At 69.7% G+C, this 26,638-nt stretch carries 29 protein-coding genes and 1 pseudogene; 10 read left to right on the top strand and 20 right to left on the bottom strand.

The genetic code is table 11. From position 1 onward, the window contains the following. Positions 1-18 precede the first annotated feature (18 nt). The 3 genes and pseudogenes from ACMYLB_RS05005 to ACMYLB_RS04995 all read left to right on the top strand — a co-directional run bounded on the left by ACMYLB_RS05005 (position 19) and on the right by ACMYLB_RS04995 (position 2,408). Positions 19-648, top strand: coding sequence for a DsbA family oxidoreductase (locus ACMYLB_RS05005; protein ID WP_415909858.1), 630 nt, complete (start codon positions 19-21; stop codon positions 646-648). A gap of 61 nt (positions 649-709) precedes the next feature. Then, positions 710-1,162: a Fe-S cluster assembly sulfur transfer protein SufU gene (gene sufU / locus ACMYLB_RS05000; protein ID WP_415909857.1), complete on the top strand. Its 453-nt coding sequence runs from the start codon at positions 710-712 to the stop codon at positions 1,160-1,162. Positions 1,163-1,170: 8 nt separating this feature from the next. Beyond that, a pseudogene (locus tag ACMYLB_RS04995) lies at positions 1,171-2,408 on the top strand (aminotransferase class V-fold PLP-dependent enzyme). Between the two features lie 34 nt (positions 2,409-2,442). Here the strand turns inward: ACMYLB_RS04995 and ACMYLB_RS04990 are convergent. Beyond that, entirely contained in the window at positions 2,443-2,688 is a 246-nt protein-coding gene (locus ACMYLB_RS04990) for a metallophosphoesterase family protein (protein WP_415909856.1), read from the bottom strand. After that, positions 2,634-3,410 carry a metallophosphoesterase family protein gene (locus tag ACMYLB_RS04985; RefSeq protein ID WP_415909855.1) on the bottom strand — a complete coding sequence of 259 codons (777 nt, stop codon included), beginning with the start codon at positions 3,408-3,410 and terminating at the stop codon, positions 2,634-2,636. Before ACMYLB_RS04985 ends, ACMYLB_RS04990 begins: the two co-directional genes overlap by 55 nt. 118 nt (positions 3,411-3,528) lie before the next feature. Between ACMYLB_RS04985 and hemN the strand changes: the two genes are divergently transcribed. From hemN to ACMYLB_RS04965, 4 genes are all read left to right on the top strand, one after another. Beyond that, positions 3,529-4,929: an oxygen-independent coproporphyrinogen III oxidase gene (gene hemN, locus ACMYLB_RS04980; protein ID WP_415909854.1), complete on the top strand. Its 1,401-nt coding sequence runs from the start codon at positions 3,529-3,531 to the stop codon at positions 4,927-4,929. Positions 4,930-4,934: 5 nt separating this feature from the next. After that, on the top strand, positions 4,935-5,384 hold the full coding sequence (locus ACMYLB_RS04975) for a 6-pyruvoyl trahydropterin synthase family protein (RefSeq protein ID WP_415909853.1): 450 nt from the start codon (positions 4,935-4,937) through the stop codon (positions 5,382-5,384). 94 nt (positions 5,385-5,478) lie between these two features. Next, a complete protein-coding gene (locus ACMYLB_RS04970; RefSeq protein WP_415909852.1) occupies positions 5,479-6,012 on the top strand; it encodes a PH domain-containing protein in 534 nt (177 codons plus the stop codon). 3 nt (positions 6,013-6,015) lie between these two features. After that, entirely contained in the window at positions 6,016-7,008 is a 993-nt protein-coding gene (locus ACMYLB_RS04965; protein ID WP_415909851.1) for a PH domain-containing protein, read from the top strand. Positions 7,009-7,017: 9 nt separating this feature from the next. Here the strand turns inward: ACMYLB_RS04965 and ACMYLB_RS04960 are convergent, their stop codons facing one another. The 3 genes from ACMYLB_RS04960 to ACMYLB_RS04950 all read right to left on the bottom strand — a co-directional run bounded on the left by ACMYLB_RS04960 (position 7,018) and on the right by ACMYLB_RS04950 (position 9,933). Continuing rightward, positions 7,018-7,767 carry an MBL fold metallo-hydrolase gene (locus ACMYLB_RS04960; protein WP_415909850.1) on the bottom strand — a complete coding sequence of 250 codons (750 nt, stop codon included), beginning with the start codon at positions 7,765-7,767 and terminating at the stop codon, positions 7,018-7,020. A gap of 2 nt (positions 7,768-7,769) precedes the next feature. Then, positions 7,770-8,924, bottom strand: a complete 1,155-nt coding sequence (locus ACMYLB_RS04955; RefSeq protein ID WP_415909849.1) for a pyridoxal phosphate-dependent aminotransferase — start codon at positions 8,922-8,924, stop codon at positions 7,770-7,772. A gap of 91 nt (positions 8,925-9,015) precedes the next feature. Further along, positions 9,016-9,933: a Cell division protein CpoB gene (locus tag ACMYLB_RS04950; RefSeq protein ID WP_415909848.1), complete on the bottom strand. Its 918-nt coding sequence runs from the start codon at positions 9,931-9,933 to the stop codon at positions 9,016-9,018. Between the two features lie 69 nt (positions 9,934-10,002). On the opposite strand from ACMYLB_RS04950, the gene ACMYLB_RS04945 reads away from it, so the two are divergent. Further along, positions 10,003-10,995 (top strand): KpsF/GutQ family sugar-phosphate isomerase, encoded by a 993-nt coding sequence (locus ACMYLB_RS04945; protein ID WP_415909847.1) that lies wholly within the window; start codon positions 10,003-10,005, stop codon positions 10,993-10,995. Between the two features lie 84 nt (positions 10,996-11,079). Then, a complete protein-coding gene (locus ACMYLB_RS04940; RefSeq protein ID WP_415909846.1) occupies positions 11,080-12,717 on the top strand; it encodes a fumarate hydratase in 1,638 nt (545 codons plus the stop codon). A gap of 47 nt (positions 12,718-12,764) precedes the next feature. On the opposite strand, the gene ACMYLB_RS04935 is transcribed toward ACMYLB_RS04940, so the two are convergent. From ACMYLB_RS04935 to ACMYLB_RS04910, 6 genes are all read right to left on the bottom strand, one after another. Further along, complete coding sequence (locus ACMYLB_RS04935; RefSeq protein ID WP_415909845.1) at positions 12,765-13,127, bottom strand: RNHCP domain-containing protein; 363 nt, start codon at positions 13,125-13,127, stop codon at positions 12,765-12,767. A 221-nt stretch (positions 13,128-13,348) separates the two neighbouring features. Beyond that, positions 13,349-13,768, bottom strand: coding sequence for a secondary thiamine-phosphate synthase enzyme YjbQ (locus tag ACMYLB_RS04930; RefSeq protein WP_415909844.1), 420 nt, complete (start codon positions 13,766-13,768; stop codon positions 13,349-13,351). 4 nt (positions 13,769-13,772) lie between these two features. Continuing rightward, on the bottom strand, positions 13,773-15,182 hold the full coding sequence (locus ACMYLB_RS04925; RefSeq protein ID WP_415909843.1) for a class II fumarate hydratase: 1,410 nt from the start codon (positions 15,180-15,182) through the stop codon (positions 13,773-13,775). Positions 15,183-15,268: 86 nt separating this feature from the next. Then, positions 15,269-16,066 carry a hypothetical protein gene (locus tag ACMYLB_RS04920; protein ID WP_415909842.1) on the bottom strand — a complete coding sequence of 266 codons (798 nt, stop codon included), beginning with the start codon at positions 16,064-16,066 and terminating at the stop codon, positions 15,269-15,271. Positions 16,067-16,070: 4 nt separating this feature from the next. Continuing rightward, complete coding sequence (locus ACMYLB_RS04915; protein WP_415909841.1) at positions 16,071-16,700, bottom strand: sigma-70 family RNA polymerase sigma factor; 630 nt, start codon at positions 16,698-16,700, stop codon at positions 16,071-16,073. Positions 16,701-16,746: 46 nt separating this feature from the next. Next, positions 16,747-17,778, bottom strand: coding sequence for a polyprenyl synthetase family protein (locus tag ACMYLB_RS04910; RefSeq protein WP_415909840.1), 1,032 nt, complete (start codon positions 17,776-17,778; stop codon positions 16,747-16,749). A 91-nt stretch (positions 17,779-17,869) separates the two neighbouring features. Here ACMYLB_RS04910 and ACMYLB_RS04905 point away from each other — a divergent pair, with 91 nt between their 5' ends. Next, positions 17,870-18,484, top strand: coding sequence for a lysostaphin resistance A-like protein (locus ACMYLB_RS04905; RefSeq protein WP_415909839.1), 615 nt, complete (start codon positions 17,870-17,872; stop codon positions 18,482-18,484). 58 nt (positions 18,485-18,542) lie between these two features. Here the strand turns inward: ACMYLB_RS04905 and ACMYLB_RS04900 are convergent, their stop codons facing one another. The 9 genes from ACMYLB_RS04900 to ACMYLB_RS04860 form a co-directional block, all read right to left on the bottom strand. Next, entirely contained in the window at positions 18,543-20,375 is a 1,833-nt protein-coding gene (locus tag ACMYLB_RS04900; RefSeq protein ID WP_415909838.1) for a type II secretion system protein GspD, read from the bottom strand. Between the two features lie 11 nt (positions 20,376-20,386). Further along, a complete protein-coding gene (locus tag ACMYLB_RS04895; protein ID WP_415909837.1) occupies positions 20,387-20,917 on the bottom strand; it encodes a hypothetical protein in 531 nt (176 codons plus the stop codon). Further along, positions 20,914-21,486, bottom strand: coding sequence for a hypothetical protein (locus ACMYLB_RS04890; RefSeq protein WP_415909836.1), 573 nt, complete (start codon positions 21,484-21,486; stop codon positions 20,914-20,916). The genes ACMYLB_RS04895 and ACMYLB_RS04890 overlap by 4 nt, the downstream gene beginning before the upstream one ends. Then, positions 21,483-22,124: a hypothetical protein gene (locus ACMYLB_RS04885; RefSeq protein WP_415909835.1), complete on the bottom strand. Its 642-nt coding sequence runs from the start codon at positions 22,122-22,124 to the stop codon at positions 21,483-21,485. The genes ACMYLB_RS04890 and ACMYLB_RS04885 overlap by 4 nt, the downstream gene beginning before the upstream one ends. Further along, positions 22,093-23,136 carry a hypothetical protein gene (locus ACMYLB_RS04880; RefSeq protein ID WP_415909834.1) on the bottom strand — a complete coding sequence of 348 codons (1,044 nt, stop codon included), beginning with the start codon at positions 23,134-23,136 and terminating at the stop codon, positions 22,093-22,095. The genes ACMYLB_RS04885 and ACMYLB_RS04880 overlap by 32 nt, the downstream gene beginning before the upstream one ends. Before the next feature lie 260 nt (positions 23,137-23,396). Continuing rightward, positions 23,397-23,498, bottom strand: a complete 102-nt coding sequence (locus tag ACMYLB_RS04875) for an AURKAIP1/COX24 domain-containing protein (protein ID WP_083270211.1) — start codon at positions 23,496-23,498, stop codon at positions 23,397-23,399. A gap of 63 nt (positions 23,499-23,561) precedes the next feature. Next, positions 23,562-23,942 carry a PD-(D/E)XK nuclease family protein gene (locus ACMYLB_RS04870; RefSeq protein WP_415909833.1) on the bottom strand — a complete coding sequence of 127 codons (381 nt, stop codon included), beginning with the start codon at positions 23,940-23,942 and terminating at the stop codon, positions 23,562-23,564. Beyond that, positions 23,939-25,471 carry a 3'-5' exonuclease gene (locus ACMYLB_RS04865; RefSeq protein WP_415909832.1) on the bottom strand — a complete coding sequence of 511 codons (1,533 nt, stop codon included), beginning with the start codon at positions 25,469-25,471 and terminating at the stop codon, positions 23,939-23,941. The genes ACMYLB_RS04870 and ACMYLB_RS04865 overlap by 4 nt, the downstream gene beginning before the upstream one ends. Then, complete coding sequence (locus ACMYLB_RS04860; RefSeq protein ID WP_415911161.1) at positions 25,468-26,457, bottom strand: hypothetical protein; 990 nt, start codon at positions 26,455-26,457, stop codon at positions 25,468-25,470. Before ACMYLB_RS04860 ends, ACMYLB_RS04865 begins: the two co-directional genes overlap by 4 nt. Between the last annotated feature and the right edge of the window lie 181 nt (positions 26,458-26,638).

The following is a 26,638-nucleotide window of genomic DNA, read 5'->3' as shown; positions in this document are numbered from 1 at the left end:
CCGGGATTTCCTGCCCCGATGCTCACCGTCGACCTCGTCTCGGATTTCGCCTGCCCGTGGTGCTTCATCGGCAGCCGCCGCCTCGCGGCCGTGCTGGGACCGCGCCTCGCGCCCGGCGGCGATGTCTCGGTGCGCTACCACCCGTTCCAGCTCAACGCCGACACGCCGGCGGCGGGCGTCGACCTCCGCGCCTACCTGCGGGAACGCTACGGCGACGACCCGGAGGAGATGTTCGCCCGCATCGAGGGCGCGGCGCGCGAGGCGGGCATCGCGCTCGATTTCGCGGCGGTGCGCACGATGCCCAACACCCTCTCCGCCCACGTCCTCGCCGCCGCCCTGGCGGAGTCCGACGCGCAGCGTGCGTTCGTCGACGCCGTGTTCGCCGCGTATTTCCTCGGCGGCCGCGACATCGGCGACGACGCCGTGCTCACGGAGCTGGCCGCGCCGCACGGCCTGCGGGCGGAGCAGGTCGCCGTGCTGCTCGCCAACGCGGACCTGCGCCAGCGCGTGCGCGAGCTCGCCGCCTCCATGACCGGCCAGGGCATCACCGGCGTGCCGTTCTTCATCTTCAACCAGAAGCTGGCGCTCTCCGGCGCGCAGCCGGCGGAAGTGTTCCGGCGCGCCGTGGCGGAGGCTGAGTCCGCGTGACGGAAACTCTGTTTGCCAAGCCGGGTGACCGGCGTAGCTTCGGCTCCTCACTCGCCGGCCGATGAACGATCTCACCGACCTCTACCAGTCCGTCATCCTGGACCACAACCGCCGCCCGCGGAACCGCGGCAAGCTGCCCACGGCCAACCGCGTCGCCCACGGCGACAACCCGACCTGCGGCGACCAGTGCAGCGTGTTCCTCCGGCTCGAGGGCGACCGCATCGCCGACATCTCGTTCGACGGCGCCGGCTGCGCCATCTCCCAGGCCAGCGCGTCGCTGATGACCACCCAGCTCAAGGGCAAGACCGCCGCCGAGGCGCAGGCGCTCTACGACCAATTCCACCACATCGTCACCACCGGCGAGCCGCCGGAGGAGATCAACGACCTCGCCGCCTTCGCCGGCGTCCACTCGTTCCCCGCACGCATCAAGTGCGCCACGCTCGGCTGGCACGCCGCGCTCAACGCCCTGAAGAACGACCCGGCCGAGGCGACCACCGAGACGCACAAGGATTGAGCGCGCCCATGTCCCTCGACCTGCCGAAAATCCGCGCCGACTTCCCCATCCTGCACCAGCAGGTGAACGGCCAGCCGCTCGTCTACCTCGACAACGGCGCCACCTCACAGAAGCCGCGCGCGGTCATCGACGCGCTCGTGCGCTACTACGAACGCGACAACAGCAACGTCCACCGCGGCCTGCACGAACTCTCGATGCGCGCGACCGACGCCTACGAGGCGCGCGCGCGCGCGTCGCCCAGTTCATCCACGCCGCCGACCCGGCCGAGATCCTCTTCACCCGCGGCACGACCGAGAGCATCAACACCGTCGCCCGCAGCTGGGGCCACGCCCACCTGAAGCCCGGCGACGTCGTGCTCACCACCGAGTTCGAGCACCACTCCAACCTCGTCCCGTGGCAGCAGGCCGCCAAGGCCGCCGGCGCCACGCTCAAATACGTGCCGCTGCTCGGCGCCGACGGCGAAGGCGGCCCGGACCTCGCCGCGCTCGACGCGCTGCTCACGCCGCAGGTCAAGCTCTTCGCCTTCACCCACGTCTCGAACACCCTCGGCACGATCAATCCCGCCGCCGAGTTCTGCCGCCGCGCCCGCGCCGTCGGCGCGGTCACGGTGATCGACGCCGCGCAGTCGATCGGCCACATGCCGCTCGACGTGCAGCAGCTCGGCTGCGACTTCCTCGCCTTCTCCGGCCACAAGATGTGCGGCCCGACCGGCATCGGCGTCCTCTACGGCCGCCGCGCGCTGCTCGACAAGCTCGCCCCCGACGAGACCGGCGGCGGCATGGTCGTGCAGGTCACTTACGAACAGGCCACGTGGAAGCCCGCACCCGAGCGCTTCGAGGCCGGCACGCCCAACGTCGCCGGCGCCATCGGCCTCGCCGCCGCCTGCGACTACCTCGACGCCGTGGGCCGCGACCGCATCGCCGCGCACGACGACGCGCTGGTGCGCTACGCGATGGGAAAGCTCTCCGTCCTGCCCGGCATCCGCATCATCGGCCCGCGCCTCGGCGCGGCGCGCAGCGGCCTGATCAGCTTCGCCTTCGAGCACGTGCACGCCCACGACGTCGTCACCTTCGCCAACGAGGACGGCATCGCGCTGCGCGGCGGCCACCACTGCAACCAGCCGCTCATGCGCAAGCTCGGCCTCGCCTCGACCTCGCGCGCCAGCTTCTACCTCTACAACACCGAGGCGGAGGTCGACCGGCTCGCGCAGTCGCTGCAGCGCATCCTGAAGTTCTTCGCCGGCTGAGCGCCCGCGGCGGCGCCCGGGCGGAACGGCACGCTCAGCCGCGGTAGCGCACGAAGGTGTTCTCGACGCTGCCGTCGTCGTAGAAATCCAGCAGCGCGTAGCTCGGGCCGAATTCCTGGTGCTTGCCCTTCCACCAGCCGCCGCACACGGAGCCGTTGCAGAGGTAGCGCACGCCGAGATAGGTGACGTCGTCCTCCATGTGCAGGTGGCCGCTGAGGCAGACCTTCACGTTCGGATGCTGACCGAAGAGGTCCTTGATCCGGCGGGCGTCGATGTGCATCCACGCGCCGGGCACGCTCCACTCGGCGCCGTGCTCGCGCGGGCCGTCGAAAACGCCGCCGCGCTGAAGATCGGGATGTGCGAGAGCACGCACACGGGCGTCGCCGCCGGCGTCGCGGCGAGGTCGCGCGCCAGCCAGGCAAACTGCGCCTCATCCAGCCGCGCGATGTAGTGGTGGTCCGTCGCGTAGTCCGGCTGCATGCTGTCGAGCACGACGAAGTGCCAGCCGCCCTGGTCGAAGGAGTAATGGAGGTCCTTCAGGCCCAACCGCTCGGCGGCGAGCGCCTTGCCGTAGTGCGGATCGCGTTCCGCCGCGGCGCGGTCCTGATGCGCCCAGCCGTAGATGTCGTGGTTGCCCAGGCACAGCCGGGCCGGCGTCTTCACCTCGGCGGCGAAGATGCGACTCCACACGTCCCATTGCCGGAGCACCTCGTCCTTCGGCGTGTAGAGCGCATCGCCGATGCAGTCGCCGCCGAACAGCAGCAGGTCCGGCCGGTCGGCCTGGGCCTGCGCGTGCCGGATCGCCGCGGCCATGCCCTCTTCGGGGTGCTCGAGGTCGGGCTGGTCCGGGCGGACATGGATGTCGGTGAAGTGCGCGGCGCGCAGCGCGCGCTTGCGACCCGGGTTGACCGGGGCGGCGAGCGCCGGTGCGGCGGTGACCAGGCCGGCAGTCGCGCCGAGGGCGAGCGCACCGCTCCGGTGCAGGAAGTCGCGGCGATTCATGGCGAAAACCCAAGCGCGCAACCACTTCGGCCGCAATTCCCAAGCGGACCGAGACCGACCAAAAAACGGCAACGGATGCGCAGCCCCGGCCGGCCGCTTCGGCTACCCTTTCCGCACTATGGTGTCTCCACGCTACACCGTCCCTCCCGCCATCGAACCCGCGCTTGAGCTGGTCCGGAAATACAACATTCCCGGCCCGCGCTACACGTCGTATCCGACCGCGCCGCAATTCTCCGACCAGATCGACCGCTACGCGTTGATCCAGGAGATCCGCCGCGACAACGCCGACGAGTCCACGCCGCTCTCGCTCTATTTCCACCTGCCGTTCTGCGAGTCGCTCTGCTGGTATTGCGGCTGCACGACCGTCATCACCACCCGCCGCGCCTCGGCCACCGAATACGTCGATCTCCTGATCAAGGAAATCGAGATGACCGCCCCGCTGCTCGACCTGCGCCGGCCGGTCACGCAGCTGCACTTCGGCGGCGGCACGCCGACCTTCCTGCCGCCGGCCGACATCGACCGCCTCGCCGCGGCGATCCACAAGTTCTTCAAGTTCTCCGCCGACGCCGAGATCTCCGTCGAGATCGACCCGCGTCGCCTGACCAAGGAGCACGTCGACGCCTTCCGCCGCCTCGGCTGCAACCGCGCCTCGCTCGGCGTGCAGGACACGAATCCGCAGGTGCAGGTCGCGATCCACCGCTGGCAGCCGCTGGCGATGACCAAGCAGGCCATCGACTGGCTGCGCGGCGCCGGCTACCAGTCCGTCAGCGTCGACCTGATCTACGGCCTGCCGCTGCAGACGCCCGCGTCGTTCGCCCAAACCGTCGACGAGGTCATCGGCCTCAACCCCGACCGCCTTGCCATCTTCAGCTACGCCCACGTGCCGTGGGTGAAGCCGTCGCAGAAGATCTTCGACCAGCGCCAGCAGCTCCCGTCCACCGAGGAGAAGCTGACGATGCTCATGACCGCCTCGCAGAAGCTCGTCGCCGCCGGCTACGCCACGATCGGCATGGACCACTTCGCGCGGCCCGAGGACGAGCTCGCCGTCGCCTTCGCCAACGGCACCCTGCACCGCAACTTCCAGGGCTACACCACCCGCGCCGGCGCCTCGCTCTACGGCTTCGGCATGTCCTCGATCTCGCAGACCGAGGGCTCGTTCCGCCAGAACTACAAGGACCTGCCCGACTACGAGGCCGCCATCCAGGAAGGCCGCCTGCCCATCGAGCGCGGCTACCTGCTCTCCGACGACGACAAGCGTCGCCGCACGATCATCACCGACATCATGTGCGCGCGCGGCCTCGATTTCACCGCCTTGTCGCAGAAGCTCGGCCTCGATTTCGAGCAGACCTACGCCGCCGAACTCGCCACGCTCGACGACCTCGTCGCCGACGGCCTGCTCACGCGCGAGCCCGGCCGCATCCGCATCACGCAGCTCGGCCAGCTCTTCCTGCGCATCGTCGGCATGCGCTTCGACGCCCACCTGGAGAAGAAACGCACGGGCTTCTCCAAGGTCGTCTGACCCGCATGCCCTACCGCATCGCCAAGACCTTCGAGATCGAGAGCGGTCACCAGCTCTCCAAGCATCCGGAGAAGTGCCGCTTCCCGCACGGCCACAGCCGCAAGGTCGAGGTCGTGCTCGCCGCCGACGCGCTCGATGCGCACGACATGGTCTGCGACTTCAAGGCCGTGAAGCTCCTGCTCGCCGACTTCCTCGCCCGCTGGGACCACGCCCTCGCCATCAACACCGCCGACCCGCAGTTCGCCTACTTCCAGCAGACCTACGGGGAGCGCGTCGTCGCCTTCCGCGACACCGACCCGACGAGCGAGGTGATGGCCAAGGCGATCTTCGACGAGCTCCAGCGCCGCCTCGCGCTCCCGCGCGACGCCGGCGGCTACGCCATCGGCGCCGGCGTCCGCGTCGAACGCGTCCGCGTCACCGAGACCAGCTCGAGCTGGGCCGAGTATTCGGCCTGAGCGCCGCGCCCGGCGCGCAACCGTCCGGCCCGCCGCCCGACCGTTCGCCCCTGCGGCGTTGCCGCGCGCGCCGCTTCCTGCCCTGATCGGCACCGTGAATCCCGCCCCGAACGACGCCGCGATCCTGGCCCTCGAGCGCCCGCATCGCAACCTGCTCACCTACTATTTCCTGTCGCTGCTGGTATTCCCGCCGCTGGTCGTGATCCTCGGCCCCTACTCCTATTTCCGCTACCACACGATGCGCTACAAGTTCACGGCGGAGGGCCTCTCGATGAGCTGGGGCATCCTCTTCCGCCGCGAAATCATCATCCAATACGCGCGCATCCAGGACATCCATCTCCGCTCCAACCTCGTCGAGCGCTGGCTCGGCCTCGCCCGCATCCTGGTGCAAACCGCCTCGGGCAGCGGCGCCGCCGAGATGACGATCGAGGGCCTGCGCGAGTTCGAGAGCGTGCGCGATTTCCTCTACCACAAGATGCGCGGGGTGAAGGACCACCCGCCCGCCGCCACCGTCGCCGCGCCCGCCGCCGTCGGCACCGACAGCGGCGAGGTCGCCGCCGCCCTGCGCGAAGCCGCGGCCGAGCTGCGTGCGCTGCGCGAGGAACTGGCCCGCCGTCCCCGCACCTGAGCCATGTATACGCGCCTCACCGCCGCCCTGCTGCACTGGCTCCGCGTCCCGCCCGAACCGCAGCCGCCGCACGGCGACCCGCGGTCGCTGCGGGTCTTCCGCGCTGGCCGGAATTTCTTCTTCCTCCGCCTCGCGCGCTGGGGCGTCACGCAGCTGGCGGCGCTCGCCGGCATCGTCTTCTGGGTCGCCGTCTTCGTCGACGTCGAGGCCGAGGTCCAGGCGCGCCACGAGCAGGCCGCCGCGCAGCGCGTGAATCCCAAGGACGCCCGCAACGCCGAGGATTACCTCGAGAAGATCGGCGCCCTCGAGAAAACGCCCGCGCCCGCCGCGGCCGTCCAGCCCGCCGTCGGCCCAGAGACTCCCGCCGCGGCCAAGGCGAAGCCGAAGAAGCCGCGCGTGCGCGTGAACGGCTGGGCCGGCTTCAAGGCCATGCTGGTGCAGACCGCGCTGTGGCTGCCGCCGTGGGCGTTCCCCGTCCTCTGGGCCCTGAAGATCGCCGGTATCCTCGCCTACCTCGCGCAGCTGCCCGTCACCTACCTGATCGCCCGCCTCGATTTCGAGATGCGCTGGTATATGGTCACCGACCGCAGCCTGCGCATCCGCCACGGCGTGTGGAAGGTGAACGAATCGACGATGAGCTTCGCCAACATCCAGCAGGTCGTCGTCTCGCAGGGCCCCGTCCAGCGCCTGCTCGGCCTCGCGGACGTCCGCGTGCAATCCGCCGGCGGCGGGGGCGGCGAGCGGGAGCACAGGCACGGCAGCGAGGACGACATGCACCACGGTCTCTTCCACAGCGTCACCAACGCGGACGAGATCCGCGACCTGATCCTCGAGCGCCTGCGCCGCTTCCGCGAGAGCGGCCTGGGCGATCCCGACGAGAAGCCGGCCGCCGCCGCGCCGGTCGCGAGTCCGGCTCCGGCCGGCGCCGACGGCGTGCTGGCCGCCGCGCACGAGCTCGCCGCCGAGGCCCGCGCCCTCCGCGCCGCGCTCCGTTAGCGCCGCGCCTCAGAACCGCGGCCCGCGCGCCCCGCGCCGGAACGCGCGCTCGCAGAGCGCGCGGAAGCGCCGCTGGTGCAGCTCGCCGTCGAGCACGTCGTAGTGCTGCGGCACGATCCAGCGCGGATTGAGCGCGAGCGCCCGGCGCACGCTGTCCGCGAGCAGATCCGGCCGGGCGTTGAGGAACGGCGGCGGGAAGTGGACGTTGAAGAAGTAGCTCGCGAAGAGATCGCCGCTGAACAGCAGGTCGTGCCGCGCGCTGTAGAAGCCGCAGTGGCCCTCGGTGTGTCCCGGCAGGTGCACCACCCGCAGTCCGCCCCAGAACGGCAGCTCGTCGCCGTCGGCGAGGAACCGGTCGATCGTGGCCGGGCGGTAGTTGAGCGCGGCGTAGCCGAGCCGTTCGAGGCGGCCGCACCAGCGCGCCGGGCCGGCGAAGGGATACGTGCCATCGAGGTGCGCCTGCTCGGCCGGATGGGCGTAGACCGGCGCGCCGCTGAAGCGCTTCGCCCATTCCGCGTTCGCGCCGTGGTCGAGGTGGCCGTGCGTGAGCAGGATGGCCCGGATCGACTCCGGCTCGAGCCCGAGCCGGCGCAGCATCCAGCGAATCTGCGTGCGCTCGCCGATCAGGCCGGTGTCGAGCAGCACGGCGGCGCCGTCCTCGTCGACGAGCAGGTGGCACACGCCCATGAGCCCGCGGATCGTGAAGACCCCCGGCGGCACGTTGCGGGCGAACCACGGCTTCGTCGCGCGCGCGCCCATGCTCAGCCGCGTTTCAACCGCAGCAGCCGCTCGCCGGCGGCATGCAGCGTGGCGTCCTGCTTGGCAAAGTTCAGCCGCACGTAGCGGTGCTCGGGCGCGGGGAAGAACACCGAGCCGGGCACGCCGGCGACGCCGATCTCGCGCGCCATCCAGTGCGCGAACTCGACGTCGTTCGCATAACCGAACGGCGACACGTCGAGCATGACGAAATACGCGCCCTGGGGCGTGGTGTAGCGCAGGCCGGTGCGGTCGAGGTAGCCGAGCAGGATGTCGCGGCGTGCCGCGTAGTCGGCGGCCAGTCCGGCGTAGTAGGCCGGCGGCAGCTGCAGGCCGGCGGCGATCGCGTGCTGCAGCGGCGCGGCCGCGCCGACGGTGAGGAAATCGTGGACCTTGCGCCCCTGCGCCACCATCGCGGGCGAGGCGAAGACGTAGCCCAAGCGCCAGCCGGTGATCGCGAAGGTCTTGGAGAGCGAGCTGCACATGATCGTGCGCTCCGCCATGCCGGGCAGCGCCGAGAGATACGTGTGCTGATGCGGCGCGAACACGATGTGCTCGTAGACCTCGTCGGTGATGATCCAGACGTCGAACTCCTGCGCCAGCGCCGCGATCCGCTCGAGCTCGGCGCGGGTGAAGACCTTGCCGGTCGGGTTCGAGGGGTTGCAGAGCACGAAGGCCTTGATGCCGCTGGCGAACACGCGCCGCAGCTCCTCGTCGTCGAAGGCGTAGTCCGGCGGCCGCAGCGAGGCGAAGACTGGCGTCACACCCGAGAGGATGGCGTCCGCGCTGTAGTTTTCGTAGAAGGGCGAGAACAGGCCGATCCGGTCGCCCACGTCGGTGACGGTCATCACCGCGACCATCATCGCCTCGGTCGCGCCGCAGGTGACGATGAGATTGCTCTCCGGGTCGCAGGGCAGCCCGGTGCAGCGCGCGAGCTTGGCCGCCAGCGCCGCGCGCAGCGGCGGCGCACCCCAGGTGATGGCGTATTGGTGGTGGTCGGCGTCCATCTCCGCCTTTGCGGCGGCGAGGATCGCGGCCGGGGGATTGAAGTCGGGAAAGCCCTGCGAGAGGTTGACCGCGCCGTGCCGCAGGGCGACGCGCGTCATCTCGCGAATCAGCGACTCCGTGAAGACCGACGTGCGCCGGGAGGTGCGTGGCATGAGAGAGCGCTAAGCGGTCCGCGCGCCGCTGTAAGCTCCAAAGTGCGCCATACTCCCGCCCGGGACCGGGCCGCGGCGGCGCGGGCGGAGCTCAGGGCGGGATCGTGATCTGGGTGCCGATCCGCAGGTCGCCCTCGTTTTTCATCACGCCGCGGTTGGCCTGGTAAATGTCCCGCCAGCGCGTGCGGTTGCCGTAGTAGCGCTGGGAAAGATTGGAGAGCGTGTCACCCTTCGTCACCACGTGCGTGCGCGCGCCGCGGGCTGTGGACGGCGCAGTCGCCGGGGTGGACTTCGGGGCGCTGGCGGCGGACGGACGCGTCGTGACGACCGGCGGGGTCGGCTCCGCGCGCGACGGCGCCGAGCGGGTGCGCACGGTCGGCATGCTGTCGAGATTGAGGGCGAAACTGCCCGCGCCGCCGCTGCCGTTCGCCGGTGACGGCGCCGCACTCGGAGCGACGTTGCGTTCGGGCGCCGTGTCGGCGGGCGCCGCGCTGGGCTCGCGTCCGGCCTGCAGGTCGGCGATCTGCTGCTTCAGGAGATCGTTCTCGAGCTTCAGCTTGTCCATCGCCGCGATCAGGTCGACGCGCTGCAGCTGCGTCTCGAGCGGCTGGGCCGGCAGCGTGCGGGCGAAGTCGCGGATCGCGGCGTCGATGCGCTGCTTGACCAGCGGGGCCTGGGCGCTGTTCGGACGCAGGGCGAGGTATTTCCGGAAATGGTAGATCGCCGCGATCGGGTCGCGGATGTGGTGCAGGTAGACGAGGCCGGCCTCCAGGTGCGACTCGGGCGCGTCGTCGCCGCGCTTCTCGATGACCTTGAGGTAGGCGGAGAGCGCCTCCTGCTGCCGGCCGGCGCGCTTCATCTGCTCGGCCTGGCGGTAATACGGCTCGTCCGCCTCGGTCGCGTAGGACTGGCGGCCGTCGTCGCCGCAACCCGCGAGGCCCAGCGCCAGCGCGGCCGCCGCGGCGAGCGGCAGCAGGCGGCGACGAAGGATTTCGGAAGCGCGAGCCACGGGGAAAGGGATTGAACGAGTGGAAGCGACCCGTAGGTTTGCGCCCGGTTTCCCCCAATACAAGTTCAGATGCCACTCGACGCCCCCACGATCCTCGCCAAGGCCCGGCAATGTCTCGCGATCGAACGCGAAGCGCTCGACGCCACGGCGGAGATCCTCAACGGCGACTTCGTCGCCGTGGTGCGCGCCGTCGAGGAGACGATTTCGACCGGCCGCAAACTCGTTTTCACCGGCATCGGCAAGTCCGCCCACATCGCCCAGAAGCTGACCGGCACGTTCAACAGCACCGGCGTGCCGTCGGCGTTCCTCGACCCGACCAACGCGCTGCACGGCGACCTCGGCCTCTGCGCGGCGGGCGACCTGGCCTTCCTGCTCAGCAACAGCGGCTCGACGCACGAGATGCTGCGCCTGCTGCCGCTCTTCGAACGTTTCGGCCTGAAGACCGTCGCCCTCACCGGCGCGCCCGACAGCGAGCTCGCCCGCGGGGCGGACCTCCGGCTCATCTACCGCGCGCCGCGCGAGGCCTGCCCGCTCGCCCTCGCGCCGACCGCCAGCACCACCGCGGCGCTCGCGCTCGGCGACGCGCTGGCGATGGTGCTGCTCGAGACGCGCGGCGTCACGCGCGAGGACTTCGCCAAGTATCACCCCGCCGGCACGCTGGGCATGACCCTGCTCCTGCGGGTGAAGGACATCATGCGCACCGGCGAAGGCTGCCCGCGGCTGCCCGAGGCGCGGACGACGGTGCAGGAGGCGATCCTGGCCATGACCGGCGCCAAGGCCGGCGCGGTCGCGCTCACGACAGCCGACGGCACGCTCGCCGGCATCTTCACCGACGGCGATTTCCGCCGCACGGCCTTGAAGGGCGGCGCGGATTTCCTGCAAAAACCCGTCGCGCAGTTCATGACCCGCGGCGGCAAGACCATCGGGGCCGACGTGCTGGCGGTCGAGGCGCTGAAGCTGTTCCAGCAATACAAGATCTCCGACCTCTTCGCCCTCGACGCGGACGGCAGGCCCGTCGGCTACATCGACGTGCAGGACCTGCCGAAGCTGAAGATTCTCTGACGCCGGCGCGCGGCGGGGTTATAGGTGCGCGTCATCGCACGGCGGCTGCTTGTGCTCGCGCCGCCCTTCCCTACGCTGCGCGGCATGGCTACGCCCGCGTTCACCTACTCCGACACGTTCGCCCACGGCCCCGACGACACCCCGTATCGCCTCCTCACGAAGGAGGGCGTCTCGACCGCCACCTTCGATGGCCAGCAGGTCCTGAAGATCACGCCGGAAACGCTGGCCTACGTCGCGCGCGAGGCGCTGCACGACGCCAACTTCTTCCTCCGCCCCAAGCACGTCGAACAGGTCGCCGCGATCCTGCAGGACCCCGAGGCCTCGGCCAACGACCGCTACGTCGCGCTGACGCTGCTCAAGAACGCCGAGATCGCCGCCCGCGGCATCCTCCCGATGTGCCAGGACACCGGCACCGCGATCGTCTTCGGCAAGAAGGGTCAGCAGGTCTGGACCGGCGCCAACGACGCCGAGTGGCTCTCGCGCGGCATCTACGACTGCTACACGAAGGAGAACCTGCGCTACTCGCAGACCGCCGCGCTCGACATGTTCAAGGAGGTCAACACCGGCACCAACCTCCCCGCGCAGATCGACCTCTACGCCACCACCGGCGCGAAATACGAACTGCTCTTCGTCGCCAAGGGCGGCGGCTCGGCGAACAAGACCTTCCTCTTCCAGGAGACCAAGGCGCTGCTCAACCCGAAGAGCCTCGAGAAGTTCATCACCGACAAGATGTCGCTCCTCGGCACCGCTGCGTGCCCGCCCTATCACCTCGTCTTCGTCATCGGCGGCACCAGCGCCGAGACGTGCCTGAAGACCGTGAAGCTCGCCTCGACGAAATACTACGACACGCTGCCGACCACCGGCGACGCGCACGGCCGGGCGTTCCGCGACGTCGAGATGGAGGCCAAGGTGCTCAAGCTCGCCCAGCAGAGCGGCGTCGGCGCGCAGTTCGGCGGCAAGTATTTCGCCCTCGACGTGCGCATCATCCGCCTGCCGCGCCACGGCGCCAGCTGCCCGGTCGGCATGGGCGTCTCCTGCAGCGCCGACCGCAACATCAAGGCGAAGATCACGCAGGACGGCGTCTTCCTCGAGCAGATGGAGACCAATCCCGGCCGCTTCATTCCGGCCGAGCTGCGCACCTTCAAAGACGACGGCGCCGTGCGCATCGACCTGAACCAGCCGATGGAAAAAATCCGCGCCGAGCTCTCGAAGCTGCCGGTCACGACCCGCGTGCTGCTCAACGGCCCGATGATCGTCGCGCGCGACATCGCGCACGCGAAGCTGAAGGAGCGCGTCGATGCCGGCCAGGGCCTGCCGCAATATTTCAAGGACCATCCCGTCTACTACGCCGGCCCGGCCAAGACGCCCGCCGGTTACGCCTCCGGCTCCTTCGGCCCGACCACGGCCGGCCGCATGGACAGCTACGTCGACCTCTTCCAGTCGCTCGGCGGCTCGATGGTGATGCTGGCCAAGGGCAACCGCTCGAAGCAGGTCACCGACGCCTGCCAGAAATACGGCGGATTCTACCTCGGCAGCATCGGCGGCCCGGCGGCGATCCTCGCCCAGGACTCGATCAAGAAGGTCGAGGTGCACGAGTATCCCGAGCTCGGCATGGAGGCGGTGTGGAAGATCGAGGTGCAGGATTTCCCCGCGTTCATCCTCGTCGACGACAAGGGCAACGACTTCTTCGTCCAGAACTGCGGCATCTGCGCGCCGCATTGAGCGGGCGGAAATCCGGCTGGCGCCAGCGTGGCTGACGCCAGCCGGGCTCAGATTGGGAACGGCGTGTTGCGGATCGGACGCAACGCGAGCGCGAGCAACTCGCGTTCGCTGTCGTCGCCCGCGATGCGGTTCACGTGCACGGTGAAGCAGGTCTTGCACTGGTGCACGAGCAGCCACTCGCCGTCGGCCGCGGCGTGAATGGCGATCGGCTCCATACCGCCGCCGCAGTCGGCGGCGCGATCGCCGGGCTTGTGGTCGAGGTGCACGCTCCACAGGCACCACGGGCAGTGGTTGCGATGGCGCGTGCCCGGCGCGTCGAGGGAGAATTCGCCGCCGCAGTGACGGCATTTGAGATAGGAGAGCTTCGCGCCGCGACACTCGGGCGGGGAAAAGCGGTAATGGTCTGACATGGGATGCGATATCCCGGCGAGGGAGAGAGTGATCCCGCGATGGCGCGGGCCGCCTCACACTGGCTGGACCGGCACCGCCTCACTGGGCGTTGGCTGCCGGGAATAATGAAAAGCCCGCCGCGAAACGCGGCCGGTGCTCAGCCAGTGGCAGGTCAGACAATCTCCGGGAATGACATCCGCCGCCAAGTCAGTCGCGCAAAGCGCGCGGGTCAAGCATCCGCTCACTCGCCCACGAACGTCACGAGCACGCGCCGCGAGTGCGGCGCGCGGCGGTGTTCCCAGAGGAAAACGCCCTGCCACGTGCCGAGCAGCAACTGGCCGTCGGCGAACGGCACCTGCTCGCTCGTGCGCGTGAGGGCCATCTTGATGTGGCTGGGCATGTCGTCCGCGCCCTCGAGCGTGTGCGTGAAGTGCCGGTCGTTTTCCGGCACGAGACGGTTGAGCCACGCCTCCAGGTCGCGGCGCGCGGACGGGTCGGCGTTCTCCATGATCACGAGGCTCGCGCTGGTGTGCTGGCAGAAGATCGTGGCGACGCCGCGCTGCAGGCCGCTGCGGCCCAGCTCGCGGGCGACTTCTTCCGTGATCTCGTGCGTGCCCGGCCCGGGCGTGCGGATCGTGAGGGTGGCTTGGTGGATGGCCATGAAATCAGCCGCCGCCCGCTCCCGGCGAACTCGCCCCGGGCTGCGTCATCGCGAGCGGATCGAGCGCGCGGTCGAGCGCCGCGGCGTCCATCAGCTTCTTTTCGAGCACGAGTTCGCGCAGCGTGCGCCCGCTGGCGTAGGCCTCCTTCGCGATCGCCGCGGCGGCGTCGTAGCCGAGGTGCGGGTTGAGCGCGGTCACGAGCATGAGCGAGCGGTCGACGAGCTCGCGGCAGCGCGCCGGATCGGCCTCGAGGCCCGCGACGCACTTTTCCGTGAACGTGCGCGTCGCGTGCGCGAGGCAGCTGATCGCCTCGTGGAAGCAATGCGCCATGAGCGGCAGCGTAACGTTCAGCTCGAAGTGGCCGTCGCGGCCGGCGAGCTGGATCGTCTGGGTGAGGCCCTGCGTGTAGAGGCAGACCTGCACCAGCATCTCGCTCATCACCGGGTTGACCTTGCCCGGCATGATCGACGAGCCCGGCTGCGTCGCGGGGAGCTTGATCTCGGCGAGGCCGGCGCGCGGGCCGGAGCCGAGGAGGCGAAGATCGTTCGCGATTTTGGTCAGTGCCGCGGCGATGGCGGCGAGCTGGCCGGCGGCCTCGACGCAGTCGTCGCGCGCCCCTTGCGCCTCGAAGTGGTTCTGCGCCTCGCGGAACGCGAGGCCGGTGCGCGCGTTGAGCAGCCGGGCGACGCGCGCACCGAACTCGACATGCGTGTTCAGGCCGGTGCCGACGGCGGTGCCGCCGATCGCGAGCTCGCCCAGCACCGCCACCGCGCGGCGCGCACGCTCGGCGGCCTTGTGCGCCTGCGTGGCGTAGCCGGAGAACTCCTGGCCGAGCGTCAGCGGCGTGGCGTCCATCAGGTGCGTGCGGCCGATCTTCACGACGTGCGACCACGCCGCGGCTTTGCGATCGAGCTCGGCGGCGAGCGCGTCGAGGGCGGGTGCGAGGTCGCGCTGCAGCGCCAGCGCGACGGAGACATGCAGGACCGTCGGGATGACGTCGTTGGAGGACTGGCCGAGGTTGACGTCGTCGTTCGGGTGCAGCGGCTTCTTCGCGCCGATCGGCTGGCCGGCAAGCTGGCTGGCGCGGTTGGCGATCACCTCGTTGGCGTTCATGTTCGTCGAGGTGGCGGAACCGGTCTGGAAGACGTCGATCGGGAAATGGCGCGTGAGCTGGCCATCGGCGATTTCGAGCGCGACCTGCTCGATGGCGCGCGCCTTGTCGGGCGGGAGCAGGCCGAGGTCGGCGTTGGCGCGGGCGCAGGCCCATTTCACGAGGCCGAGCGCGCGGATGAAGGCCTCGGGCAGCGGACGGCCGCTGACGGGAAAGTTGAGCACGGCGCGCTGGGTGGAGGCCCCGTAGAGAGCGTCGTCCGGCACGGCCATCTCGCCCATCGAGTCGCGTTCGGTTCTCATCCGGCGAAAGCTAGGTGGGCCGCGGCGCGGCGCAAAGAAAAGGCCCGCCGAGGCGGGCCAGGGAAAGGAAGCGCGGCGGCGGGCGCTCAGAATTTGAGCGAGACGCGGTCGGCCTTCAGGCCGACGCGGGTCCAGCCGTTGCCGTAATCGGCGTCGCCCAGACGGCGCACGAGACGCTCGCGGACGACTTCCGGAGCGGACGGATCGGGCGTGAACTGGCGGTCGCTCATCGCGGCGAGCAGGCGGTTGCGGCGCGAGGCGACGGCGGCGACGCCGGCGAATTCGGCGGAGTCCTGCGCGTCGACCGGCGCGGCCGCGACGCGGTTGAGCAAGGCGTGGGCGAGATCGGGCTCCGATTCCTCGAGCCGGGCCAGGTTGGCCGCGATCGAGCGGGCGGAGGGCGTCTCCTCGGCGCGCGGCGCACTCCACGGCACGAGCTCGTTCTGCGCGGGCAGGCGGTCGGAAAGCTGGACTTGGGCGGTGACCGGCGCCTCGTCGGCTTCGGCGAGGTTGGCCGCGCGCGGCTGGCTCGCTTCGACCGCGGCGACGATGTCGTGGCGCGGTTCGACCGTCGCGGAGGCGACGGCGGCCTCGCGCGCGGGCTCGACCGGGGCGACGTTCGCGACCGGTGTGGGCGTGTAGTAGCGGAGCGAGACGAGCGTGAAAGTCAGGACGGCCGTGGCGCCGACCGGCAGGTAGACGCGGCGGTTGAGCAGCAGCGGAAGGCTCTGCCACCAGGGGCGGCGCTCGACGAGCGCGGCGAGCTGCTTCTGCCGCAGCTCGACTTCGAACTTGTGCCAAAACTCCGCATCGGGGCGCTCGGCGCGCTTCAGACGCAGCAGATCCTCGACGGTGACTTTGGAGTTGGACGGGCGTTGCGACATGCGGTCAGCGGAGGTATTTGCTCAATTCACCTTGGAGGAACTGTTTCGCGTAGTGCAGCCGCGAGCGGACGGTGCCTTCAGAGCAGTCCATGACTTCGGCAATCTCGGCGTGGCTGAGTCCATCGATTTCGAACAAGGTGATGACGGTGCGATGCTTGATAGACAGTTTTTGCAGCGCTTCGTTCAATTTCTCCTGCAGCTCCTTCAGGTAGGCGTCGCGATCGGCGCCGGAAGTGTCGGTCAACTGGTTCAGGATCTCGGTGGAAGCGCCGTCCTCCTGGACCTTTTCAAGGCTGAAGAAAGTGCGCAATTTATTCTTACGCAAATGACTTAGCGTCGTGTTGACCGCGATCTTGTAGAGCCAGGTGAAGAACGACGACTGGCCTTGGAAGCGATTGATCGACTGGAAGGCCTTGATGAAGGCGTCCTGGACGAGATCGGCGGTGTCCTCGCGGTTGGAGGTCAGGTTGTAAACCACGCCGAAGAGCCGCTCGCGGTATTTACGAATCAGGACGTCGAACGCCGCCACGTCGCCCGCCTGGACCCGTTTCACCACCTCAAAATCCGCATCCGCCTCCTGCTGGCGCTCAGGGGAGGTCACGAGGGTCTTGGAGAAGACCTTCGAGAAGTTCATCGGGAGGTGTAAGGTCGGGTTTGGGCCGTCCGAGGGCAACGGCGAATTACGGCTTGGTCGGGGCCTGCAAGGCGGCGATCTGGCCCTTCAACAGGCCGCTCAATTGCCGCATCAGAGGCACGGGGGCGAGGTCCCCGTAAGGCATAAGGACCGAGAGGGCGCGGGCCAGTTCCTCCTCCACGGCGCCCACGACGCCGGCGGCGATGCCGAGGGCGCGCATGCGCTCCACGCTGACGCCCAACGGCAGGGGCTGGCCGGCCTGCATGGCGCCGATCACCTCGGCGCGCTCGGCGGCGGGGAGCTTCTCGAGCAACAGCATGAGGGGCAGCGTCAGCTTGCCGCTGGCGAGGTCGGTGCCGAGCGTCTTGCCGATGCGCTTCTCCTCGCCGAGGAAGTCCACGAGGTCGTCGTAAATCTGGTAGGCGATGCCGAGGTGGCGGCCGTAGTCATTGGCCGCGGCCACGAACGCGCTGCCGTTGCCCGACAGCTGCGCGCCGAGGTAGCACGACACGCGGAAAAGCTCGGCGGTCTTCAGGTCGATCACGCGGTAGTAGTCCGCCAGCGTCACCCCCATGTCGCGGCGGTGCAGCGTCTGCATGATCTCGCCGGAGCAAACCTTGCGCGTCGACTCCGACACCGCGCGGCAGACGTCGGTGGTGGGAAACTGCGAGGCGACGTGCAGCGCCTGCGAGAAGAGGGCGTCGCCGAGCAGCACCGCGGCATCGGGGCCGAACTTGCGCGACGCGGTCGGACGGCTGCGGCGCACGTCGGCCTGGTCCATGATGTCGTCGTGCACGAGGGTCGCGAGGTGCACCATCTCCACCACGCCGGCGGCGCGCACGAGGTCGCGGCCGATCACGCCGTCTCCTTGCCAGCCGGAGATGAAGACCAGCGTGGGCCGCAGGCGCTTGCCGGAGGTCTCCAGGCAGTAGGCCGCCATCTCGCGGATCTCGGGCTCGAAACCCGCCACCTGTTCCTGCATGAACGCATCGAGCGCGGCCATCTGCGGCGCGAGGCGCGCGAAGACGGCGGCGGGATCGTTCTCGGCAAAGACGGTGTGGGGCGCGGGACCGGACATCGCCGGTGACGCTAGGAACGGGCGTCCGAAAGGCTAACAAAAAGCTCCGTCAGTCTTGCCAGTGATGGCGGCAATCACGTTTCGTTCAAACATGGGTCAGGACCACCCCCTGCTGCTCCTCGGATTGCTCGGCGCCACGGGCTATGTCGCCCAACTGTGGCTCGACGACTACCGGGCCGCGCGCCGGGGCGCCCCGCCTCCGCGCGCCCTGCCCGGCGCCACGGCGGCCGGACGCGGCGCCATCGCGCTGGCCGCGCTGGGCGCGCTCGCCCTGCTGGCGCTCGAGACCGCGGGCGAAAGCGCCCTGGGGCTGACGGCGCAGCAAAGCTCCATCACCGCGCTCTTCGGCCTCTACACGCTGGCGGCGGCGTTCGGCGAGGAGCTGATCTTCCGCGGCTTCCTCGTGATCGAGCACCGCGGCCGCGCGGCGCTGGTCGCCGGCATCGTCGGCGCATCGCTCCTCTTCGCCGGGCTGCATCCGTTCCTCTGGGAATGGCGCGACGGCGCGCTGCAGGCGCATTTCGGCGCGAAGGCGTGGTTCAGCACGGCCGCGGTCTTCGCCAGCTCGCTGTGGTTCTACACGGTGCGGTTCTGGAGGCTGAATCCCAGCCGCTCGCTGCTGCCGTGCATCGCCGCGCACCTGGCGAAGAACCTGGGCGTGTTCGCGGTCAAATACGCGCAGGGCTTCGTGCACGGGTGGTGGTGAAAAAAAGGCCGTCCCGCGAAGGCGGGACGGCCGGGAAAGCGGTCGCGCTCAGCGCGGCTTACTTGGCCTTGGGGGCGGGCGTCTCGCCGGCGGCCTCGAGGGCGGCGGCGTTGAACACCTGCGCGGGATCGGCGCCGTCGGCGGCGACGGTCTTGGCCGTGATGAAGATCAGCAGATTCGTGGTGACGTCGTTCACGCTCTTGGAGGAGAACAGGCGGCCGAGCACCGGAATGCTGCCGAGCACGGGCACCTTGGTGCTGCCGTGGGCCTTGGTCGCGGACATGAGGCCGCCGATGCCGGCGGTGTAGCCGTCCTTGAGCGAGACCTGCGTCTTCACCTTGCGCGTGTCGATGATCGGGATCGAGGCGCCGCCGGCGCCGCCGAAGGTCGTCTGACGGTTGGAGCTGCTGATCTCCGGCTCGATCGCCATGCGGATGGTGCCCTGGGCGTTGACCTGCGGGGTGACTTTGAGAATCACGCCGATCGGCTTGTATTGGAAACCGGAGACCTCGAACGTGCCGCGCTCCGAGTTGTAGGTGTAGCTCGGAATCGGGTATTCGGAGCCGATGTTGATGAAGGCCTCGGTGTTGTTGAGCGTGACGATGGTCGGATTGGAAATGACCTTCGTGTTGTTCTGCGTCTTGAGGGCCGAGACGATGATGTTGAAGTCGGAGGCGGAGAACACCGCGGTGGCGAGACGGGAGGTGCCGCCGGTATTGGTCAGCCCAAGGAGATTTGTCACCGTGTCGCTGACCGAGTTGGTCGCGATCGTGCCGTTGTTGGTGCTGGCCCCGGTGGTGGTCGTAACGGTGTTCTGCGCCGTGTTCGTCACGGTGTTGTTGATGGTAACGGGAGCGGTGAACGAGGCCGGGCTGGTGCCCGAGGCCGGCGTGTAGTTAGACGGCGAAATATTGGCGTTCACGGAGCTCGGCATTCCGGAGATTGAACCACCCGGAAGATTGACCGTTCCCGTGGCAAACGATCCCGTTCCAGAGCCATTCGGGATTGCGGTGTAGGTCACCGTGCTGCCCTGCTGATTGACGTTGTCGGTCTTTGCCAGCGTGTCGTTCCCCGTCGTGTTGGTGGTGCTGTTGGTGGTCTGCGTGCCGTTCTGGGTGGTGCCGTTGTTGGTGCTGCCCTGGCTGTAATCCTGGCCGCGACTGCGCTGGAAAGTGTTGGTCAACTTGCTCGCACTCAGGTTCACGCCCGAGCCCAGCGACGCCCAGTTCACGCCGATGTTGCGGATGTCGCTGTCGCTGACCTCGACGAACTTCGACTCGATCATCACCTGGTCGGTGGCCTTGTCGAGTTTCTCGATGATGGCGCGGATGCGCGTCATGCGCGAGGGCTGGGTGGTGATGACGAGGGCGTTGGAGCGGGCGTCGATGAGGATCTTGCCGCCCTGCGCGGCGTCGACCAGGCCGTCGACGGTGGGCTTGATGTCGAACGCCTTCGCGTTGTTGAGAATGAACACCTCGGTGGAGACGGGCTCCTGCATCAGCGACTCGCGGCTGACGACCTTCACGATGTTGCCCTCCTCGACGTAGGTGTAGTTCGCCGGCGAGAGGACGGTCTCGAAGATCTGGCGCCAGGTGACGTCGCGGAGCTTGATCGAGGTCTTGCCGACGAGCGTGTCGGGCACGACGAGGTTGAGCTCGAAGAGGTCGGCGACGTTGCGGAGGATGGTCTTGATGTCCTCGTCGGGAAAGTCGACGGAGAGCGTGTCCTTGTCGCGCGACACGCTGTGCTGCGTGGGCTGGGCGCCGGCGACGGTGGCGGCGGGCTGGTCGGCGGGAGCGGCGGCGGGCGGCGTGGCCGGCTTGTTCTGCGCGGTGACAGTGCCGAGCAGCGTGAGGGCGAGGGCGGCGGAGACGACAGGGCGTGTGCGCATGGGGTGGGTCCTCATTTCTTGATGGGCCGGGTGTATTCTTCGTTGTTCAGACGGAGCGTGAAGTTGACGTGATCGATCTTGGTGACCTCTACGGTGTATTCCGCGCCTTCAAAGGTAATTGTCAGAGTGCCACCGGGTTTGACCCGCTTTTGACCGAAGGAGAGCGAGGGCTGGCCGCCCATGACGATGAAGCCACCGGGGCGGAGGGCGTCGCCGATGGTCTGGAGGATGTCGCGCGTGGTGCGCGGGCCGGCGGGGCGCGGGGCGCTGGCGGTGCCGGCCCCGGCGGCGCCCGCGGTCGACGCGGCGGCCGGGTTGCCGACGGCGGCGGTGCCGCTGGTGGCGGCGGCGGTCGCGAAGGCCTCGGAGTGGAAGGGGTCAACGAGGTTGGCCGGCGCAGCGGCCTCGCGGGGGGCGAGGAGTTTCTGCGCGGTGCCGAGGCTCGCGGTGCGCGCGGTGGGCGCGACGACGGGCGGCACGTCGGCGGCGAGGGCCGCGGCGGCGAGCAGGGCGAGCGGGGCGGCGAGGCGGAGCGTCTTCATGGCGTGCCGAGGAGTTCGACGGTGAACACGGCGCTCATGAGGTCGGGCACGGCGTCCTTGGCGCCGAGCTCGACCTTGGCGAGGGCGAGGCGATCGAAGCGCGCGAAATGCGGGCCGGTCTCGAGGCGGCGGAGGAACGACCAGATCTGGGCGTAGTTGCCGTGCAGCGTGAGGCTGAAGGAGACGGGGACGTAGAGGGTCTTGGGCGCGTTCTGCTTCGGCGTGGGCAGCGGGTTCTGGCGCGCGTCGATCAGCTTGACGCCGGTCTCGGTCTCGAGGCGGTAGAAAACCTGGAGGTTGTTCGCGAGGTCGCTGGCGCGGACGAGGCGCGATTCGATCTGCTTGCCGGCGGCCTGCATCTCGGCGACCTGCTCGGCGAGGCCGGTGGTATGGCGGGCGTTCTGGGAGACGGCCTTGGCCTCCTTGTCCTTGGCTTCGAAGGCGGCGCGGGCCTCGTCGATCGCGTCCATGCGGAAGTAGAACGCGACGGCGCACAACACGCAGAGGACGCCGCAGGCGAAGGCGACGGGCTGTTTCTTGATCAGGGCGAGCAGGTCGGCGCCGGTCATTTCTTCGGGCCCTTTCCTTTGTAGCGGAGCTCGATTTCGAAGAGCAGCGCGCCGGTGGTGGGATCGGGATTGATGGCGTTGAGCTTCACGCCATCGAAAACCTCGGCGAGGCGCGGCTGGGTGCGGAGAGTCTCGACGTAGGCGGCGGCGGCGCCGCTGGCCTGGTCCTTCGAGCCGGCGGCGAGGCCGCGGACGAGCACGCGCGGGGCGGTCGGGTCGCTCGGGCGGAGGTCGATGGCCTCGATCTGGATTTCCTTCGGCAGGCTGGCGCCGAGCACGGTGAGCAGCTCGGTCGGCGTGATCGGCATCTGCACGAAGGCGGCGGCCTCGGCGAGTTTCTTGTCCTCGTCGGTGAAAAGCTTGGTCAGGCGCAGGCCCTCGTTGCTCTGCTTCTGGTTCTTCGCGATCTCGGCCTCGGCGGCGGCGCGCTGGACGTCGAAGGCGTGGGCCTGATACTCGCGCCAGCCCACGAAGGACAGCAGCAACACCGCGGTGGCGATGCCGCCGGCGTTGATGAAGAAGGTCGTGCGCACGACCTTCGTGTCCGGCAACCGTTCGAAGTTGCGGAAATTCGGGTGCCACAGCGGCGCGGCCGCCGGCGCGGCGTCAGCCTTTTTGTTCAGCAGCGACAGAGCCATGGTTGTAGGAGGCCATCAGGCCGAAGAGGCCGAGCCAGCGTTCATCGGGGCCCGGGAACGTGACGCCCGGGGCGAGGGTGAGACCGAGCGACTGCGCCCAGGGGAGCAGTTCGGCCTTGAAGGGCGAGACGCCGAGCGCGCCCGCGATCGTCGGGCTGAGCCACGCCAGGCTGGGCGGAAGCTGCGTGCAGAGGACGGCGCCGATGGACTGGCCGGTCTGGACTTCGTAGAAGCCGATCGAGGACTGGAGCTCCTTCAGGAGCTTCTTGATCAGCGCGCCGCCCATGCTCGTGAAATCGAAGGTGTTCGAGTAAAAGAGCTTCTTGGCCGACTCCTCGTCCTTGAGGCCGAGCTCCTTCTGCACGACCGGGATCATCGCCGAGACGCCGGAAGCGATCGGCCGCGAGATGTCGACCCCGTCGGCGGTGAGAATGAAGCACTGCGTGGCCTCGTCGCCCATCTCCAGCAGCAGCAGCGGGGTCTTGGACTGCTTGAACTTCTGGTGGCTGACCAGCGCGCCGAGCGTGGCGACGGTGCCGAGCTCGAGGCGTTCGGGGTAAACCCCCAGCTCGAGCATCTTGTCCTGCCAGAGAATGATGTCCTCCGCCGGCATGCCGCAGAAGAGCGCCTCCTTCTGGTTGCCTTTGGTCGCATCGTATTCCGAGCCGTCGGCCGGATTGAGGAGCAGCGTGGTGAACTTCTCGGCCTCGACGCGGAAGGTCTGCGCGAGCACCTCCGGCACGTAGGCGGGTTCCTTCACGCGCTTCAAATCCATCGTGTGCCGCCGGATGAGCCGGCGCGGCGGGTAGATGCCGCAGCGCGCGTGGGCGTAACCGGTCGGCCCCTTGCCCTCGGCCCCCTTCAGGTAGGCCTGGAGGCCGTCGACGTCGGAGGCGGCGAACTCCTTGAGTTCTTCCACGACCAACGGCGGCTCTTCCTGCGACAAGCGCGCGAGGAGCATGGCCTGGTCGCCGAAGTCGACGCAAAAGCCCTTGGTCTTTTTACCAAACATGTGCGGGAGAGGGTGAGAGGTGACAGGACAGCGCGGGGAATACGGCCGGGTAAACCGCGCAGGTGTGTGCTAGGTGTTGCTGATCTGGCGGGGTGAGTGGGATACGTCCGCCCCTCCGCCTACTCAAGACCAAAACCCCTGATAGACCTATCAGGACCAAGGATTACTAGATATTTACCCTAGCCGAAAGGACACTAAAAAACCCGCCGCGGACACGGCGGGTTTGAACTTTGGCGGCAGCAGCGGCGCGAGGCGCGCGCTTATTTCTGCCACGTGCGCTTCTTGTGGCGATTAGCCTTCAGGCGCTTGCGGCGCTTGTGCTTCGACATCTTCAGACGGCGCTTCTTCTTGAGATTTCCCATGGTGAAAAGGTGGTGTTTGAAGGGTCAACGTGCGGCCCGCGCCCTCCCCTGTAAAGCCCGAAGTTAGCTCGCATCCGGCACCGGACAACGCCGTGCCAGCGCCGTGAAAACCACCTCCGCCGCCACCGCCCGCTCCGGCAAGCCGGTCAGGCGCGCCACGACGCGCCGGTAGGAGTGCAACTGCGCGGCATGCCGCCGGACCGCGCGCTCCAGCTCGGCCGCCTCGCCGCCGACCTGGTCGGTCTTGAAATCGAAAACCGCCGCCGCCGTCGCCCGCCCGTCCGGCGAGCGCGTCACGATCACCCGGTCGAACACGCCCGTCACCCAGGCGTCGTCGAGCACGACCTCGAACGCCCGCTCGCGCCACACCTCGGCGCCGGCCGCCGGTGTCCACAGCTCCGCCAGCCCCGGCGCACGCAGGCAGCCCACGACCTCGCTGATCACCGCGTCCTTCGCCCCCGCCGCCTGCCAGGCCCGGGCGCGCGGCTCGATCTCGTCGCGCCCGCACCACTCGATCTCCGCAAACAAGGCGTGCACCGCCGCGCCGAAGGTCGTGGCCGCGCGCTCGGCCAGCGCGAACCGGGGCGCCGCGCTCCACTCCCCGCCCGCTCGCCCGACGGCCGGCGCGCCACGCGCCGCGGCGCCGCGGCGGCCGCGATCGTCGGCAACGGCGCGGCCGGCCGCGCCGGCTCGGGCGCCGCGAGCGCACGATGCCAGTCCGGATCGCCAGCCGACCACGGCCCCGCCGCCGTCAGCGCGCCGACGCGGATCGGCTTCGCCTCCTCGCCGAGCGTCGCGGCGAGCAGCTTGGGAAAGTTCCTCGATGCGGAGTCGCCCACCGGCTCGGTGATGACGAACATGGCGCGCTTCGCCCGCGTCATCGCCACGTAGAGCAGCGAGAACGACTCGTAGGCCGCGTCCTGCTCCGCCCGCGCGAGCCAGGCACCGAGCACGGTGTCGTTCCGCGCGAACAGGCTCGTCGGCATCTCCAGCACCCATTCCGGCTCGTGCGCCTCGTCCACCTGCACGGCGAGGCCGCCGCGCGGCTCGTCGATGCGGCTGCCCTCGAGCTCGGGCACGATCACGACGTCGAAGCCGAGGCCCTTGGACTTGTGGATCGTCATCACGCGCACCACCGCCGCGCTCTCCGCCTCGCGCACGACGTGCCGCTCCATGAAGGCCGTGAACTCGTCCACGTCGCGGCTGCCGCCGGCGTCGAACAGCGCCGCCGCCGCCGCGAACTGCCGCATCCGCTCGCGCGTGAAGTCCCGCCCGCCTTCCAGCCGCGGCGCGACGCGCTCCATCCAGTGCTCGGCCGCACGCTCGAATCCGTGCGCGTGCACGTCCGCCAGCACGCGCCCCGCGAGCGCGTCGGGCGTCGCCACGCCCTCCGCCGCCAGCGCCGCCGCGAGCGGCGTCATCTGCACGTGCTCCCACGCCAGCCGGTCGCCCGGATGCGCCGCGGCGTGGAACAGCGCCAGCAGCGCCGCCCCGAGCGGGTTGTCCGCGCACACGCGCAGGTCCGACTCCGCCACTGCCGGCAGGCCGCCCTCGCGCCGCAGGTAGTCCGCCAGCTCCGCCGCCTCGCGGTTGCGCCGCACCAGCACCGCGCAGCTCAGGCCGTGCTCCAGCGGGCGCAGCTCGCGGATCAGATCGAGCGTCAGCCGGCGCCGCCCCGCCTCGTCCTCCGCGTGCAGCAGCGCCGCCTGCCCCGTGCGCTGCGGCAGGGCGGTGGTGTGCGGACGCCATTGCCGCCGCCACTCGGCCGCGGCCGCGCCGGGAAACAGCTCCGCCAGCGTCGCGTCGGCACCGAACACGGCGTTCACCATCGCGATGACCGCCGGCCCCGACCGCCACGACTGGTCGAGCGGCAGCGTCGCGATCGGCGCGTCGCCGCCGTGGTTGTAGTGGTCGCGGATCTCGCCCATCAGCCGCGGATCGCCCGCGCGCCACGCGAAAATCGACTGCTTCACGTCGCCGACGCAGAAGAACGTCCGGCGTCCTCCGCGTCCTGCACGACCTCGTCGATCAGGTTGCGCAGCACGCTCCACTGCCCGCGGCTCGTGTCCTGGAATTCGTCCAGCAGCCAGTGGTCGATCTCGGCGTCGAGCCGGTAGTCGAGGAAGAGCCGGTCGCCCGCGCCCGCCGCGCGCGTCAGCACGCGCCCGTCCTCGGGCCGCAGCAGCCGCTCGACGTCCGCGAAGGTCAGCTTGCCCGCGCGCCGCACCAGCGCGTCGTAGAGCGCGTCGTAGCTGCGGAGCACGGCGTGGATGCCGCGGGTCGTCTCCAGCCGCCGCTCGAGCTCGCCCCCGCCCACGGCGCAGAGCACGTCGCGCAGCACCGCGCCGCCGGCCGCGTCGATGCGCTGCTTCTTCCGCTCGATCACGAGCTCGGCGGTGCCGGCGGCGAGCGCCGCGCCCGCCTCCATCAGCTTCGGCAGCGCGTAGGCCATCGCCTTGGGCAGCGGCGCGCCCGGCTGCCAGGCTTCCAGCTCGTCGGCCAGCATCCGCCAGCGCTCGCGCTGCTTGTCCTCCATCGCCGCGCCGGCGAGCCAGCGGCGCAGGTCGGCCAGCACGCGCTCCTTCTTCAGGTCGCGCCGCCACGCCTGCCCGTCCGGCCAGATGCGGGCGGCGTTGCCCCAGCGGTCGCCGTCGGGCACGGCGAGGAACTGCTCGTAGTGCGCGTCGAGGAACTCGTCGAGGCGCAGCCCGAGCTGCTTCTCCTCCGTGCCGAAGGTCGCGCGCTTGAACGCCTCGAGGAAATCCTTCTGCGCGTCGGCCAGCTCGCCGTCGCGGGCGAAGAGCTGCTGCAGCACGCGGCGCCGCTCCAGGCGCGCGCCGTGCGCCTGCAGCACCTCGAAGTCGCCCGCCAGCCCCAGCTCGAACGGGAACGCCCGCGCGATGCGCGCGAAGAAGCTGTCGAGCGTGCCGAGCCGCAGCTGGTGCAGCGCGTCGGCCACGCCGCGCAGCAGCCGGAGGAAATCCGCGGCGCGCAGCGCCGGGTGGCCGATCGCGCGCGCCAGCGCCGCCGCCTCGCGCTCGTCGCCCGCCGCGGCGGCGAGCTTGCGCAGGATGCCGTCGAAGAACTCCCCGCCGCCTTGCGCGTGAACGTCAGGGCCACGATCCGCTCCGGCGCCGCGC

The sequence above is a fragment of the Oleiharenicola sp. Vm1 genome (assembly GCF_047777955.1).
Taxonomy (GTDB): Bacteria; Verrucomicrobiota; Verrucomicrobiia; order Opitutales; family Opitutaceae; genus Didemnitutus.
The sequence above is the reverse complement of the archived record's forward strand: the minus strand, read 5'-3'. Positions and strand labels throughout refer to the sequence as shown.

What these genes read in the sequence shown, in the direction of transcription:
- ACMYLB_RS05005 (WP_415909858.1), top strand. Translation starts at nt 19, where the DNA reads ATGCTCACCGTCGACCTCGTCTCGGATTTCGCCTGCCCGTGGTGCTTC.
- sufU (WP_415909857.1), top strand. Translation starts at nt 710, where the DNA reads ATGAACGATCTCACCGACCTCTACCAGTCCGTCATCCTGGACCACAAC.
- ACMYLB_RS04990 (WP_415909856.1), bottom strand. Translation starts at nt 2,688, where the DNA reads ATGCACATCGACGCCCGCCGGATCAAGGACCTCTTCGGTCAGCATCCG.
- ACMYLB_RS04985 (WP_415909855.1), bottom strand. Translation starts at nt 3,410, where the DNA reads ATGAATCGCCGCGACTTCCTGCACCGGAGCGGTGCGCTCGCCCTCGGC.
- hemN (WP_415909854.1), top strand. Translation starts at nt 3,529, where the DNA reads ATGGTGTCTCCACGCTACACCGTCCCTCCCGCCATCGAACCCGCGCTT.
- ACMYLB_RS04975 (WP_415909853.1), top strand. Translation starts at nt 4,935, where the DNA reads ATGCCCTACCGCATCGCCAAGACCTTCGAGATCGAGAGCGGTCACCAG.
- ACMYLB_RS04965 (WP_415909851.1), top strand. Translation starts at nt 6,016, where the DNA reads ATGTATACGCGCCTCACCGCCGCCCTGCTGCACTGGCTCCGCGTCCCG.
- ACMYLB_RS04960 (WP_415909850.1), bottom strand. Translation starts at nt 7,767, where the DNA reads ATGGGCGCGCGCGCGACGAAGCCGTGGTTCGCCCGCAACGTGCCGCCG.
- ACMYLB_RS04955 (WP_415909849.1), bottom strand. Translation starts at nt 8,924, where the DNA reads ATGCCACGCACCTCCCGGCGCACGTCGGTCTTCACGGAGTCGCTGATT.
- ACMYLB_RS04945 (WP_415909847.1), top strand. Translation starts at nt 10,003, where the DNA reads ATGCCACTCGACGCCCCCACGATCCTCGCCAAGGCCCGGCAATGTCTC.
- ACMYLB_RS04940 (WP_415909846.1), top strand. Translation starts at nt 11,080, where the DNA reads ATGGCTACGCCCGCGTTCACCTACTCCGACACGTTCGCCCACGGCCCC.
- ACMYLB_RS04935 (WP_415909845.1), bottom strand. Translation starts at nt 13,127, where the DNA reads ATGTCAGACCATTACCGCTTTTCCCCGCCCGAGTGTCGCGGCGCGAAG.
- ACMYLB_RS04930 (WP_415909844.1), bottom strand. Translation starts at nt 13,768, where the DNA reads ATGGCCATCCACCAAGCCACCCTCACGATCCGCACGCCCGGGCCGGGC.
- ACMYLB_RS04925 (WP_415909843.1), bottom strand. Translation starts at nt 15,182, where the DNA reads ATGAGAACCGAACGCGACTCGATGGGCGAGATGGCCGTGCCGGACGAC.
- ACMYLB_RS04920 (WP_415909842.1), bottom strand. Translation starts at nt 16,066, where the DNA reads ATGTCGCAACGCCCGTCCAACTCCAAAGTCACCGTCGAGGATCTGCTG.
- ACMYLB_RS04915 (WP_415909841.1), bottom strand. Translation starts at nt 16,700, where the DNA reads ATGAACTTCTCGAAGGTCTTCTCCAAGACCCTCGTGACCTCCCCTGAG.
- ACMYLB_RS04910 (WP_415909840.1), bottom strand. Translation starts at nt 17,778, where the DNA reads ATGTCCGGTCCCGCGCCCCACACCGTCTTTGCCGAGAACGATCCCGCC.
- ACMYLB_RS04905 (WP_415909839.1), top strand. Translation starts at nt 17,870, where the DNA reads ATGGGTCAGGACCACCCCCTGCTGCTCCTCGGATTGCTCGGCGCCACG.
- ACMYLB_RS04900 (WP_415909838.1), bottom strand. Translation starts at nt 20,375, where the DNA reads ATGCGCACACGCCCTGTCGTCTCCGCCGCCCTCGCCCTCACGCTGCTC.
- ACMYLB_RS04895 (WP_415909837.1), bottom strand. Translation starts at nt 20,917, where the DNA reads ATGAAGACGCTCCGCCTCGCCGCCCCGCTCGCCCTGCTCGCCGCCGCG.
- ACMYLB_RS04890 (WP_415909836.1), bottom strand. Translation starts at nt 21,486, where the DNA reads ATGACCGGCGCCGACCTGCTCGCCCTGATCAAGAAACAGCCCGTCGCC.
- ACMYLB_RS04885 (WP_415909835.1), bottom strand. Translation starts at nt 22,124, where the DNA reads ATGGCTCTGTCGCTGCTGAACAAAAAGGCTGACGCCGCGCCGGCGGCC.
- ACMYLB_RS04880 (WP_415909834.1), bottom strand. Translation starts at nt 23,136, where the DNA reads ATGTTTGGTAAAAAGACCAAGGGCTTTTGCGTCGACTTCGGCGACCAG.
- ACMYLB_RS04875 (WP_083270211.1), bottom strand. Translation starts at nt 23,498, where the DNA reads ATGGGAAATCTCAAGAAGAAGCGCCGTCTGAAGATGTCGAAGCACAAG.